The organism is Sinorhizobium glycinis (genome assembly GCF_001651865.1).
Taxonomy (GTDB): domain Bacteria; phylum Pseudomonadota; class Alphaproteobacteria; order Rhizobiales; family Rhizobiaceae; genus Sinorhizobium; species Sinorhizobium glycinis.
The window spans coordinates 585,876-598,529 of sequence record NZ_LPUX01000053.1 but is presented as its reverse complement, the minus strand read 5'-3'; the positions used below and the strand labels follow the sequence as shown (position 1 = coordinate 598,529).

The window sequence follows — 12,654 nt, the reverse complement described above, 5'->3', positions numbered from 1 at the left end:
TTCTTCGCCGCGGGCCGTGTCAGAGGCTGCGAATGATCCGCCGCAACGCCTCGTCGCGTGCGCCGAGCATCAAGACGTTCTTGAGCGCCACTTTCGGGTCCTGCGTCCGGAAGATCAACCCATTGCCACGCACGTTGCGATTGATGGCCATTTGCCCGTTTTCGGTGTCCGGCTCGATGGCAACGGCGAAATACATGCGCGAGTAGCTTGTCTGTATCCGCTCGAAGAAATGCGTCTCGTCCCCGAGGTCGGAGAAGAAGTTCGCGAAATAGAAAGCCCAGGTGATTTCGCGCGACCGATTGAGGTTGGCCTTCGCGGCGGTCACGTGGCAATAGCCGAGATGCGGGCTGTCGGCGAGCGTCCGGTGGAAGATCATCTTCGGAAACTGGATGGAGGCGTGAAAACCGTTGATCCGCTTGTGGGCCGTCTCTCCCGCCGCCTGCAATTTCCGCCCCGTTCTCTCGGCCACCTCTTCATGGGTCATGTAGCGCCGCTGCTCGGGCAACCATGGGCGACGCCGGTCGATCCGGCCGGTGCGCAGGAACTCCGTGTGGCCCGCCGCTTTCGGTGTCGCCGCCTGCGTTTTGCCGGCGGCGTCGTAATATCTGAGCTTTGCCATAGACCTCTGCGTCACCTGTCAGCCAAACGAGTTTGATCCGTCAGCAAACGCTAAATCACTATGGTTAACAGAGTATTTCGGGCGCACGCTGACCGCGCCGCATTCGCTATATGTCGCAAAATGACCAACCGTCTTCGCGCCGGGGATGGTCCTGCCGAAAAAAGCGCCAGCTGCCCATAAAATAATCTATCGCGTTGTTTACTATGAAAAATATCACATGCGCGACAATGCGACAGGTACAAAATCTCTGTCGTCTTTCCCGAATGGAATGTCGCACACCGGCAATTGCCGAGTCCTTCTGCGCGCTTAGATTGGGATGCTCAAGGTGCCGCCTCTTGAGCGAGGGGCGGAGAATTGGGAAGCCGGTCAAATCCCGGCGCTGCCCCCGCAACGGTGGTGGAGCGAAAGTCTCGGCAAAGCCACTGGACATGGTCCGGGAAGGCGCCGGGTGGGCCCTCGGGCCGCTCCAGAGCCCGGAAACCAGCCTTGAAGCAAAAACGACCGTAACTGGTTGCGGCGGGCAGCCGGATCGGAGCCATGGCGCACGGCATCTTTCCGGCGCGGTTCCTGTCCGGCCTCTCCGAAACAGGGCTAACGAGGACATGGGCATGGACATTCGGAACGATATGCTGCGCAAGCTGAAGAGCCGCCGCGAGGGTTACAGTCTCGACCGGGCTTTCTACATCGACCCGGACTATTACCGTCAGGATCTGGAGCACATCTGGTACAAGGATTGGCTCTTCATCGGCCACGACTGCGAAGTCCCGCGGCCCGGCAACTATTTCACAGTGCAGGTCGGCGACTATCCGGTCGTCGTCGTCCGCGATCGTCAGGGTGGTGTCCGGGCGCTGCATAATTCCTGTCGCCACCGCGGCTCGCGCGTTTGCACGCAGCATAAAGGTTCTTCGGCCAAGCTCGTTTGTCCCTATCACCAGTGGACTTACGAACTCGACGGCCGGCTGCTTTTCGCGCGGCAGATGCCGGAGGATTTCGATCCCGCCCAGCACAGCCTGAAGCCGGTGCATTGCGAGACGGTCGGCGGCTATATCTTCATCAGCCTCGCCGAGCGGCCCGTGGATTTCCAGCCGTTCCGCGACACGGTCGCGAGCTATCTCGCACCGCATCGCCTTGGCGAAACCAAGGTCGCTTACGAGAGCACCATCGTCGAGAAGGGCAACTGGAAGCTCGTCTGGGAGAACAACCGCGAGTGCTACCATTGCGCTGCCAACCACCCCGAACTCTGCCGGACCTACCCGGAGGCTCCGACCGTGACCGGCGTCCAGGGCGCCATGGACGACCCGGAAATCGGTGCCCATTGGGAAAGATGCGAGGCGGCCGGGCTGCCGAGCGCCTTCAGGATCGGGCCGAACGGCCAGTTCCGCATGACGAGAATGCCGCTCATCAACGGGGCTGAGAGCTATACGATGTCCGGTGAGAAGGCGGTCCGCAAGCAGCTCTCCGCCGACGTCGGCGCGAACGGCATCGGCACGCTGCTTCTCTTCCATTATCCGACCACCTGGAATCACATACTCGGCGATCACGCAATCACCTTCCGCGTTCTGCCGCTCGGGCCGGAACTCACACAGGTCACGACCAAATGGCTCGTCAGCAAGGACGCTGTTGAGGGTGTCGACTATACGCTCGAGGATCTCACCCATGTCTGGACGGAGACCAACGATCAGGACCGGCAGATCGTCGAGGAGAACGCCTTCGGCATCCGCTCGCCGGCCTATGAACCGGGTCCCTATTCGGCCGAACACGAGGGCGGCGTGATGCAGTTCGTCGACTGGTATGCGCGCTTCATGCTGGACCGCCTGCAGGGCAGCGCCGCTCCTCTTTCACGGGTGGCATGACCATGGAAATGGCTCGCTCCTTCCACCATTTCGACGAGCTCCATCCCTGGATCGACCGTCAGCACCTGCTCGAATGCACGTCCGCGGTCGCCGAGACCGCGGATGTGATGACCTTCACCTTCCGCTCGGACAAGCCCGCCTGGTTTCGCTACCTGCCGGGGCAGTTCGTCACGCTCGAACTGCCGGTCGGCGAAGAGCCGGTCTTTCGGACATACACGCTGTCGTCCTCACCGTCCCGCCCGCTTTCCGTGGCGGTGACGGCCAAGGCGCAGCAGGGCAGCATCGGCACGCGCTGGATGTTCGACAATCTGAAGCCTGGCATGGTGCTGAAAGCGCTGGGGCCGCTCGGCGATTTCAGTTTCGTTCGTCATCCGGGCGACAAATATCTGTTCGTTTCGGCCGGCTCCGGCATCACGCCGATGATGTCGATGACCCGCTGGATGGCGGATTGCGCGCCGGCAACCGACGTCACCTTCATCTCCTGCGCAAGGCAGCCGGAAGATCTTCTGTTCAAGTCGGAACTCGAGATCCTCGCCCGCCAGATGCCGCGGCTCAATCTCGGTTTCCTGGTGGAGGGGCACGAAGCGCGTCACGGCTGGCACGGCTTGCGCGGCCGCATCGATGCGACGAAGCTGCCGCTGCTTGCACCGGATTTCCTGGAGCGGACCGTTTTCTGCTGCGGCCCGGAGCCGTTCATGCGGGCGGTCCGGGAGATGCTGGAAGGGACCGGCTTCGACATGGCCCGCTATCATCAGGAGAGCTTCCAGCCAGCAGCCGCTCCGGCGGCCGAGGAACTCGCCATTCGCGCGGGGCCGGCGGCCGGCGCTGGCGCCGATGCGGCGCGGGTGACCTTCACCATGAGCGGCAAGGAAGTGTCCGCCGTGCCCGGCCAGACTATTCTTCAGACGGCAAGGGCCAACGGCGTCAGGATCGGTGCGGCCTGCGAGGGGGGCATCTGTGGCACGTGCCGGGTGCTGAAGATCGCCGGCGAGGTCGAGATGAACCACAATGGCGGCATTCTCGACGACGAGGTGGATGAGGGCTACATCCTTGCCTGCTGCTCGCGGCCGGTCGGCGACGTTCAGATCGAGGCGTAAGTCGTTCTGCTGCTGGCCAAGGCGGCGAGATTCAGCGACGCTTGGGCTGGTTTGGCAACTCCACCTCGGCAGCCTTCACGCTGATCGAACCGGTGACCGTAGCGTCGACCCCGGTGCCGGAGCCGCCGTCGGCCTCGGCCCGGCTGATGAGCAAGGGCTTTGCAAGCGGGACGGAGGCCGCGGCGCTGGCTGTCGGCGCCCTGCCGACCGTTGCGGAGGCGATGACGGTGACGATCGGCGGCTTCTCCGGGAGCAGGGAGCCATGTGCCCACACCTTCTTCAGCGCGAAAGCGCTCATCGCAGCAACGTTCACGTCGATGTCGTTGAGCGTGCCCGGGACGCGATAGGGGCAGCGCTTCTTTCCGCAATTGTGTGACGACGAGAACTGCCAGAGCGCGTAGCGGTCCCAGTTGCCCATCGGAAAGACGTCGCGGATATCGGGCTTGTAACGGGCATACCAGAGCGGCAGGCGGGAAAGCAGCCGGTGCTGGAAGCGGTTGGCGGCGATCTGTTTCGCGGTGATGTGGTTGGTGTAGAGGATCGGGTAGCGCCCGGTGCGGGCCTTGATGTGGCCGGCAAAGATCGCGGCGTCCTCGAGCGACATGTAGTTCTCGGGATCGACTCCCTCGATGTCGAGGACCATCAATTCGTCGTCGCGCGGCTCCGCATAATCGAGGAAGTGATTGGCCTGATCGACGGGATTGCCCGGCCGCGCCAGGTGATAGGCGCCCCATAAGAGTCCCTGGGAGCGGGCGATCATCCGGCGCGTCTGATAGAGCTCCCGGCTGACCGCGTATTTCCGCCACATCGTCTTGCAGTGGGCGACCGTGTCCCCGCCGTGGTCGCCAGTGCAGGAAAAGCTTTCCGGAAGGCCATCGGAGGCCTTTGCGATGAACCCGGCAATGCGCTTGTCCTTCAGCATCGCTTCCCAATCGATGCTGTTCAACTCGTAGGCGTCGACGATGATGGCGTTCTGCCGCTCTTTCCACGGCTCGACGTCTGCGGCGCGTGCGTTCGCCGCCGCAAAGGTCAGGCCTACAAGGGCCGCCAGGCGCAAGATCATCCCCGAGATCGAGATTCCCCGCTTTTCCATTCTCTGAGATTGCCGACTTTGCGTTAAAGGGTCGTAAATCTCAGCCCCTCGGCCAATCTGCGCGAGAGCGCCGCTTCTGTACACTGACTCTTGGCGGTAAAGTGCCGCTGGACTCGGCTCTGGATTGCAAAGCGACCGCAGTGGTTGGTGGTGCCCGTCTAAAGAATGCCGGTGCGCTTGAGGATGAGCCATGCCAATCCCATGGAGGCGGCAATGATCAGTCCGGCATAAAGCGTGCCGCTGCCGTCGGCGAAGGGCAGGGCGCCCGTGTTCATGCCGAAGAAACCGGTGACGAGCGTCGGCGGAAGCAGGAAGGCGGTCATCAGCGACAGAATGTAGAGGTGCCGGTTGGTCTCCGAGGAAACCTTGCTGTCGATCTCCTCGTGCAACAGCCTGGCGCGCTCCTGAAGCGCGAACACGTCGCGGTCGACCGTCTCCAGTCGATCTGAAAGCCGCTCGGCCGCGTCGACGAAGCCCGGCGGCACCTCGTCTTCATCGGATGCGCCGGCGCGCCGCAACAATGCGAGAATCGTCCGCATATGTCGATGCAACCGCACGACGGTTCGGCGCAAGGGCGCGAGCCCCGGCTGCTGCCGGTGCCCCGCTTCGCCATAGACGCGGTCCTCGATGACGTTCAGTTCCTCCGTCAATTCGAGCACCAGCGTGATCAGCGTCCGCTGGAACTCGACGACCAGCATTTCGAAGAGATCGATCGGCCGGCCGCACTTGGCGCTTTTCTCGACCGCCGCCTTGACGCGGTCGATGCTTCGGAGTGGATGCAGCCGGGTGGTGATGATCATCCGGTCGCTGACGGCGAAATGCAGCCAGCCGATGGTCTTGGTCATCGTGTCGAAGGTGCGTTCGAAATCGACGAGCGTGCCGTAGACGACGTCCTCGGCAGCGGTGATCGTCGCCTGCGTGTCGTGGCTGGCCAGCGTTGCGATCGCCGCCGGCGGAAGATTGCCGATGCGCTCGATCAGCGCCGGCGTGCGTGCATCGCTGAGCGCCAGATGCAGCCAGACCCAGCCTTCGCCGGCCTGCAGGCTGTCGATAGGTGAATCGGTGGCGATACGCAGGCAACGGCTTTCTCCAGGCAGGAACCGGTAGGCCCAGACGAGGCCGGGTATTTCGGGGGAAATCAGGTTCATTGGAGCGCCGTGAACAGGGCCATGCGTGATGGGTTCTAGTCGCGCTCGATGACAGTTTTGTTACAGTCCATCTCAGCCCCGGCGGCACGAATTGACGTTGACGTTTACGTAAAAACAAATAGTGTGCGGCCGATGATGGAAGCCGATGCGGGAATGGGCCAACGGCCGCAAGGGGAGGAGCACCATGTACAAGGCACCGGTGGACGAGATTGCATTCACCCTGAAGCACGTGGCCGGCATGGCAGATGCCATGAAGACGGGCGTCCTCGGCGAACTCGGCGAGGACCTCGTCGATGCGATCCTCTCGGAAGCCGGTCGATTTGCCACCGAAGAGGTGGCGCCGCTCGGCGAAGTGGGTGACCGGCAGGGGTCACGGCTTGTCGAGGGCGCGGTCAAGACGCCGGAGGGCTGGCGCGATCTCTATCGCAGCTGGATTGAAGGCGGCTGGAACGGCCTGACGGCGCCCGAGGCGTTCGGCGGCCAGGACCTGCCGCACATGCTGCATGTCGCAGCCATGGAGATGTGGAACAGCGGCTCCATGGCCTTCGCGCTTGGCCCGACGCTGACCATGGGCGCGATCGAAGCGGTCGAGAAGCATGGTTCGGATGCCTTGAAGGCGGCCTTCCTGTCGAAGATGGTCTCCGGCGAGTGGATGGGGACGATGAACCTGACCGAGCCGCATGCCGGGTCGGATCTCGGTGTGCTCAAGACCCGGGCCGAGCGCCGCGCCGACGGCACCTATCGCATCTTCGGCCAGAAGATCTTCATCACCTGGGGCGAGCACGACTTCACCGACAACATCATTCACCTTGTTCTCGCGCGCCTGCCGGATGCGCCGCCCGGAACGAAAGGCATCTCGCTCTTTCTCGTGCCGAAGTTCCTCGTCAACGAGGACGGCTCGCTCGGCGCCCGCAACGATCTCTTCTGCCATTCGCTCGAACACAAGCTCGGGATCCACGGATCGCCGACCTGCACGATGATCTATGGCGACGGCAGTTTCGGCGACGAGAAGGGCGCGGTCGGTTATCTGGTCGGCGAGGAAAACCGCGGGCTCGCCTGCATGTTCACGATGATGAACAACGCCCGGCTGGCCGTCGGCATGCAGGGCGTCGCGATCGCCGAGGCGGCTACCCAGAAGGCAATCGCCTATGCCAGGGAACGCACCCAGGGCCGGGCGCCCGGCTGGAACGGTACGGGCATGAGCCCGATCATCGAGCATCCGGACGTCGCCCGTACCCTTCTGACGATGAAGGTGCTCACCCAAGGTTCTCGCGCCATAGCCTATGCTTGCGCGCACGCGGTCGATATGGCGCATGCCAGCCAAGGCGAAGACGCCCGCCATTGGCAGGAGCGATCGAGCCTGCTGACCCCGATCGCCAAGTCCTTCGCCACCGACGCCGGCGTCGACGTCGCTTCCATGGGCATTCAGGTTCATGGCGGCATGGGCTTCATCGAGGAAACCGGGGCCGCCCGCTATCTGCGCGATGCCCGCATCGCGCCGATCTACGAAGGCACCAACGGCATCCAGGCAATCGACCTCGTCACCCGCAAGCTGCCGCTCTCCGAAGGTCGCCATGTGCGCGGCTTCATCGGCGAACTTCGCGAAGTCGCTGAAGCCGTTGCGGCTTCGAACAGGCAGGGGTTCGGTGCGACCGCAGCGCGTCTTGAGGCATCGATCGCCGGTCTTTCCGAGGCGACCGAATGGCTGCTCGCCGCTATCGATGATGGGCGGACGACCGAAGCGCTTGCCGGCGCGACCGCGTATCAGCGTCTCTTCGGCCTGGTGCTGACCGGCGCCTATCTCGCCAGGGGCGGCCTGGCGGAAGCCGGTGACGGGAGAGAGGAGGCGCGCATCGCGCTCTGCCGCTTCGCTGCGGAAAACCTGCTCGCCGAAACGGCGGCGCTCAAGGATCGTGTCGTCACCGGGGCGGATAGCCTCGCCGCCGCCCGCGCCATTCTCGACTAGGATGAGGAAAGTGGGTGCGGTTTGCCGTACCCAACCCGCCTTTCAAGCAAAATAGGGAAGCCTATGACCGATCATGTGCTCGTCGAACGTCCGGACGCCTATCCCGGCGTACAGGTGATCCGCTTCAACCGGCCGGACAAGAAGAACGCCATCACCCGCGAGATGTACGCGAAGATGACGAATGCGCTGACGGTCGCCGGATCGGACGCGGCGATCCGCGCCACCGCATTCCTCGGAACGGAGGGGTGCTTCTCGGCCGGCAACGACATGAACGATTTCCTTGCTTTCGCCATGGGCGGGAGCATGGGAGGAGAGGTTCTCGATTTCCTGCGGGCCTTGGCAGGCGCGACGAAGCCGGTCGTCTCAGGGGTCGATGGTCTGGCGATTGGCATCGGCACGACGATCCATCTCCATTGCGACCTGACGGTCGCCTCCGCCCGGTCGGTCTTCAAGACGCCGTTCGTCGATCTGGCGCTCGTCCCCGAAGCGGCTTCGAGCCTGCTCGCACCGCGCCTCATGGGTCATCAGCGCGCCTTTGCGCTGCTTGCCGCAGGCGAGCCCCTCGAAGCGAACGACGCCCTTCAGGCCGGGCTGATCTGGAAGATCGTCGACGAGAACGCGGTCAAGGAGGAAACGCTGTCGCTTGCCGCGCGCCTCGCCAGGAAGCCGCCCGAGGCGCTGCGGATCGCCCGCGACCTCATCCGCGGCGACCGGAGCGATGTTCTCGCCAGGATCGAGAAGGAGGCCGAGCACTTTGCGGCGCAGCTGAAGAGCGCCGAGGCGCGGGCGGCATTCGAGGCCTTCATGCGCCGATGACGGCGCAAAGATGGTCCGGCCATCTGCCAGGCCTTTGTTACCTCTCCAGCGTCGCGACCGCTTCGACATGCGCCGACCAGAGGAACTGGTCGATGGGCGTGACCGCTGTGATGCGGTAGCCGGCGGCGACCAGGATCGACAGATCCCTTGCAAGCGTCACCGGGTTGCAGGAGACCGCGGCCACCTTCTTCACGCCGGAGCGGGCAAGCTCGTGACACTGGACCTCGGCGCCGGCCCGCGGCGGGTCGAAGACAACGGCATCGAAGACCTTCAGCTCCTGCGCCATCATCGGCCGGCGGAAAAGGTCGCGCTTCTCGACCGTCACCGGCTTCAGGCCCTGCGTATTGCGGGCGGCGAAGTCGAGCGCCTTCAGCGCCTTGTCCTCGCCCTCGACCGCATGGACGCGTGCCGTGCGCGCAATCCTCAGTGCAAACGTGCCGATCCCGGCAAAGAGATCGGCGACGCGCTTTGCCTTCCCTATGTGGCCGAGCACGAGCTTGGCCATCGCCTCCTCGGCCGGCCGTGTCGCCTGCGTGAAGGCGCCGGGCGGCGGCGAAACCGACACGCCGCCGAAGTCGATCAGCGGCTTGACCGGCTCGATGATGATCTCGCCATTCAGGCTGACGCGGGCAATGCCCCGCTCGCCGAGAACGGCCTCGACGGTCGAACGGCGCTGCCGGTCGTTGAGCTTGATGTCCTCGAAGGCGAGGTCAAGACCGGTGTCGGTCTCGAGCACGGTGATCCGGAACGGCTCGGAGCCCGACGCCATCGCTGCGGCAATCTTGCGGATGGTTGCGAGCCGCGTCACGATGCCCGGGCTCGTGATGGGACATTCGCCGATCGCGACGATATGGTGGCTCTGCGCCTGATTGAAGCCGAGCAGCAGTTCCTTTTCGGTCCGGCGAGCCGTGAACACGGCGCGTCGGCGCTCGCCCGGCCGCGCGATGACGAGCGGGGCCACCTCCGGGGTAAGGCCTTTCGACTTCAAGGCGTCTATGACGAGATTGCGCTTGAAGGCGTGGTAGAGCCGGTCGGAGGCGTGCTGCAGGGTGCAGCCGCCGCAAGTGCCGTTAACGCCGTCGGGGCCGAAGTGGCGGCATCTCGGTTCGGTCCGCTCCGGGGAAGCCTCTTTCAGCGAAATCAGCGTGCCATGCGCCTTGTTGACGGCCAGCGCGACGGTTTCGCCGGGCAGGGTGAACGGCGCGTAGACGGGGGCGGCTTCGGTCTGCGCGATGCCGTCGCCCTGCGTGCCGAGCCGGCTGATGGTGACGATCTGGGTGCTCATGGCTTCAGCCCCCCGAGGAGGAATTCCTTGTTGCCGTCTCCGCCGGCAATGGGCGAGGGGACGAGGCCGAAGCTTCGCCAGCCCATTTCCTCGACGAGCCAACGCTCGAGCTCGGCCGCCACGGTCGGGGCGCTCTCAGGATCTTTAAGGAGGCCAGCCTTGCTGATCGCGTCGCGTCCGGCCTCGAACTGCGGCTTGACGAGCAGCATGCAACGCGACCCGGACTCGGCCAGGGATAACGCCGGCGGCAGGGCCAGCTTGAGGGAGATGAACGAGACGTCGGAAACGATGAAGCTGATGGCCCGGTTGCCAATATCGTCGGCTGTCATCGCCCGGGCGTTCAGCCCTTCGATATTGGTGACGCGCGCGTCCTCCGCGATGCGCGGATGCATTTGCCCGTGACCGACGTCGACGGCAACGACATGCGTGGCGCCGCGCTTCAACAGTACTTCGGTAAAGCCGCCCGTCGAGGCGCCGACGTCGAGGCAGGTGTGGCCTGCCGGATCGAAGGCGAAATGATCAAGCGCGCCGACGAGCTTCAAGGCGGCGCGGGAGACATAGGCCTGCGCCGGATCGTCGATGGTGATCGTTACGTTTTCTGTGAAGGCAGTGGCCGGCTTGGTCACGGTGCGACCGTCTACTTTGACCGTCCCGCGCTGAATCGCGTCACGTGCGCGGGCACGGCTGGCCACCAGGCCCATGTTCAGGAGCAACTGGTCGAGGCGGATGATGCTGTGCTTGCTATCGGACATGGGCCGTCATCGCCCGTCGGGCGGCATATTGCAAGGGACTTCGGCAGATCTAGCCAGCCGCGCCGAGGCCGACGGACTGCTTCTGGCCGAGCGCCTTGAAGACGGTCGAGACGATGCCGGCCCTATCGAGGCCCGCCTTGGCGTACATGGCTTCCGGCTTGGCCTGCTCCATCCAGACGTCCGGCAATACCATCGGCCGCACCTTGAGCCCGCCATCGAGCAGGCCTTCTTCCGCGAGGAAGTGCAGCACGTGGCTGGCGAAGCCACCGATGGCGCCTTCTTCGATCGTAATCAGCACCTCGTGATGACGGGCAAGCTGGCGGACCAGTTCCTGGTCGAGCGGCTTGGCGAAGCGTGCATCGGCGACCGTCGTCGAGAGTCCGGCGGCGTCGAGGTCCTCGGCCGCCAGCAGACAGTCCGCAAGCCGCGTTCCGAACGAAAGCAGCGCCACCTTCGTGCCTTCCTTGATGATCCGGCCCTTGCCGATCGAAAGGATCTCGCCCCGTTCCGGAAGCTCGACGCCGACGCCCTCGCCGCGCGGGTAGCGGAAGGAGATCGGTCCCTCGTCATAGGCCGCGGCGGTGCGCACCATGTGTTTCAATTCCGCCTCGTCGGCCGCAGCCATCACAACGAAGCCCGGCAGCGAAGCGAGATAGGTCGTGTCGAAGGAGCCGGCATGGGTCGGCCCGTCGGCGCCGACGAAGCCGGCGCGGTCGATCGGGAAACGCACCGGCAGTCCCTGGATCGCCACGTCGTGGACGACCTGGTCATAGGCGCGCTGCAGGAAGGTCGAATAGAGTGCCGCGAAGGGTTTGTAGCCTTCCGCCGCGAGGCCGGCTGCGAAGGTCACGGCGTGCTGCTCGGCGATGCCGACGTCGAAGCAGCGCGACGGATGCACCGCCGCGAACCTGTCGAGACCGGTGCCGGATGGCATCGCCGCGGTGATCGCCACGATCTTGTCGTCGAGGCTTGCCTCCTGCACGAGCGCATCGGCAAAGACCGTGGTGTAGGCCGGCGCGTTCGGCTTGGCTTTCGCCTGGGCGCCGGTGATCACGTCGAACTTGTTGACGCCGTGATATTTGTCAGCGGCCGCTTCGGCCGGCGGATAGCCCTTGCCCTTCTGTGTCACCACATGGATCAGCACCGGTCCCCGCCTATTGTCGCGGACATTGCGCAGCACCGGCAAGAGATGGTCGAAGGAATGGCCGTCGATCGGGCCGATGTGGTAGAAGCCCATTTCCTCGAAGAGCGTGCCGCCGGTGACGTAGCCGCGCGCATGCTCCACGGCGCGGGTGATCGCCCGGTCGACCGTCTTGCCGAGATAGGCGGTCAGCTTCTTGCCGACCTCGCGGATGCCCATATAGGTCCGCCCGGAGGCAAGCCGCGCCAGATAGGCGCTCATCGCGCCGGTCGGCGGGGCGATCGACATGTCGTTGTCGTTGAGGATGACGATTAGGCGGGCATCCAGCGCCCCGGCATTGTTGAGCGCCTCATAGGCCATGCCGGCCGACATCGCCCCGTCGCCGATAACGGCAATGACGTTGCGGCTCTTGCCGTCGAGATCGGCGGCGACCGCCATGCCGAGGCCGGCGGAGATCGACGTCGACGAATGCGCCGCGCCAAAGGGGTCGAATTCGCTTTCGGCGCGACGGGTGAAGCCGGAAAGACCGCCTTCCTGGCGCAGCGTGCGGATCCGGTCGCGCCGTCCGGTCAGGATCTTGTGCGGATAACACTGGTGGCCGACGTCGAAGATCAGCCGGTCGTGCGGCGTGTCGAAGACCTTGTGGATGGCGATCGTCAGTTCGACGACCCCGAGGCCGGCACCGAGATGGCCGCCGGTGCGCGACACCGCATCGATCATTTCCGCGCGCAACTCGCTCGCCAGCTGCGGCAGATCCCTGTCGTCGATCCGCTTCAGATCGTCGGGGACATCGACCTTGTCGAGCAACGGGGTCGCCGGCATCGGATTGGTTGGCAGTTGTGTCACGCTCTCGTGCCTCGTGCGCGCCAAAGGCGGGCGCGCGA

The 12,654-nt window shown here is 64.5% G+C and carries 10 protein-coding genes and 1 riboswitch; of the genes, 4 read left to right on the top strand and 6 right to left on the bottom strand.

Translation table 11 applies throughout. The annotated features are described in order from the left end of the window. Positions 1-19: 19 nt before the first annotated feature. On the bottom strand, positions 20-619 hold the full coding sequence (locus AU381_RS07800) for a DUF6656 family protein (RefSeq protein ID WP_064241173.1): 600 nt from the start codon (positions 617-619) through the stop codon (positions 20-22). A gap of 306 nt (positions 620-925) precedes the next feature. Continuing rightward, positions 926-1,122, top strand: a riboswitch (cobalamin riboswitch). 105 nt (positions 1,123-1,227) lie between these two features. Between AU381_RS07800 and AU381_RS07795 the strand changes: the two genes are divergently transcribed. Together AU381_RS07795 and AU381_RS07790 are read left to right on the top strand one after the other, a co-directional pair. Next, a complete protein-coding gene (locus AU381_RS07795) occupies positions 1,228-2,472 on the top strand; it encodes an aromatic ring-hydroxylating oxygenase subunit alpha (RefSeq protein WP_064241856.1) in 1,245 nt (414 codons plus the stop codon). Next, the gene (locus AU381_RS07790) at positions 2,469-3,569 is read left to right on the top strand and encodes an FAD-binding oxidoreductase (protein WP_064241172.1); all 1,101 of its coding nucleotides are present in this window, start codon (positions 2,469-2,471) and stop codon (positions 3,567-3,569) included. Before AU381_RS07795 ends, AU381_RS07790 begins: the two co-directional genes overlap by 4 nt. 31 nt (positions 3,570-3,600) lie before the next feature. Here the strand turns inward: AU381_RS07790 and AU381_RS07785 are convergent, their stop codons facing one another. Both AU381_RS07785 and AU381_RS07780 read right to left on the bottom strand, forming a co-directional pair. Continuing rightward, the gene (locus tag AU381_RS07785; protein WP_064241171.1) at positions 3,601-4,662 is read right to left on the bottom strand and encodes a glycoside hydrolase family 25 protein; all 1,062 of its coding nucleotides are present in this window, start codon (positions 4,660-4,662) and stop codon (positions 3,601-3,603) included. Positions 4,663-4,820: 158 nt separating this feature from the next. Then, a complete protein-coding gene (locus AU381_RS07780) occupies positions 4,821-5,810 on the bottom strand; it encodes a transporter (protein WP_064241170.1) in 990 nt (329 codons plus the stop codon). A gap of 184 nt (positions 5,811-5,994) precedes the next feature. On the opposite strand from AU381_RS07780, the gene AU381_RS07775 reads away from it, so the two are divergent. After that, the gene (locus AU381_RS07775) at positions 5,995-7,776 is read left to right on the top strand and encodes an acyl-CoA dehydrogenase family protein (RefSeq protein ID WP_064241169.1); all 1,782 of its coding nucleotides are present in this window, start codon (positions 5,995-5,997) and stop codon (positions 7,774-7,776) included. Between the two features lie 63 nt (positions 7,777-7,839). Then, positions 7,840-8,592 (top strand): crotonase/enoyl-CoA hydratase family protein, encoded by a 753-nt coding sequence (locus AU381_RS07770; protein ID WP_064241168.1) that lies wholly within the window; start codon positions 7,840-7,842, stop codon positions 8,590-8,592. A 37-nt stretch (positions 8,593-8,629) separates the two neighbouring features. Here AU381_RS07770 and AU381_RS07765 read toward each other — a convergent pair whose 3' ends face one another. The 3 genes from AU381_RS07765 to dxs are packed head-to-tail and all read right to left on the bottom strand — an operon-like array spanning position 8,630 to position 12,616. Then, positions 8,630-9,877: a class I SAM-dependent RNA methyltransferase gene (locus AU381_RS07765; protein WP_064241167.1), complete on the bottom strand. Its 1,248-nt coding sequence runs from the start codon at positions 9,875-9,877 to the stop codon at positions 8,630-8,632. Beyond that, on the bottom strand, positions 9,874-10,629 hold the full coding sequence (locus tag AU381_RS07760) for a TlyA family RNA methyltransferase (protein WP_064241166.1): 756 nt from the start codon (positions 10,627-10,629) through the stop codon (positions 9,874-9,876). Before AU381_RS07760 ends, AU381_RS07765 begins: the two co-directional genes overlap by 4 nt. A gap of 49 nt (positions 10,630-10,678) precedes the next feature. Further along, on the bottom strand, positions 10,679-12,616 hold the full coding sequence (gene dxs / locus AU381_RS07755) for a 1-deoxy-D-xylulose-5-phosphate synthase (protein ID WP_082909843.1): 1,938 nt from the start codon (positions 12,614-12,616) through the stop codon (positions 10,679-10,681). Positions 12,617-12,654 lie beyond the last annotated feature (38 nt).

Coding starts and splice junctions, on each gene's coding strand:
- AU381_RS07780 (WP_064241170.1), bottom strand. CDS start 5,810: ATGAACCTGATTTCCCCCGAAATACCCGGCCTCGTCTGGGCCTACCGG.
- AU381_RS07765 (WP_064241167.1), bottom strand. CDS start 9,877: ATGAGCACCCAGATCGTCACCATCAGCCGGCTCGGCACGCAGGGCGAC.
- AU381_RS07795 (WP_064241856.1), top strand. CDS start 1,228: ATGGACATTCGGAACGATATGCTGCGCAAGCTGAAGAGCCGCCGCGAG.
- AU381_RS07790 (WP_064241172.1), top strand. CDS start 2,469: ATGACCATGGAAATGGCTCGCTCCTTCCACCATTTCGACGAGCTCCAT.
- AU381_RS07775 (WP_064241169.1), top strand. CDS start 5,995: ATGTACAAGGCACCGGTGGACGAGATTGCATTCACCCTGAAGCACGTG.
- AU381_RS07760 (WP_064241166.1), bottom strand. CDS start 10,629: ATGTCCGATAGCAAGCACAGCATCATCCGCCTCGACCAGTTGCTCCTG.
- AU381_RS07785 (WP_064241171.1), bottom strand. CDS start 4,662: ATGGAAAAGCGGGGAATCTCGATCTCGGGGATGATCTTGCGCCTGGCG.
- AU381_RS07770 (WP_064241168.1), top strand. CDS start 7,840: ATGACCGATCATGTGCTCGTCGAACGTCCGGACGCCTATCCCGGCGTA.
- AU381_RS07800 (WP_064241173.1), bottom strand. CDS start 619: ATGGCAAAGCTCAGATATTACGACGCCGCCGGCAAAACGCAGGCGGCG.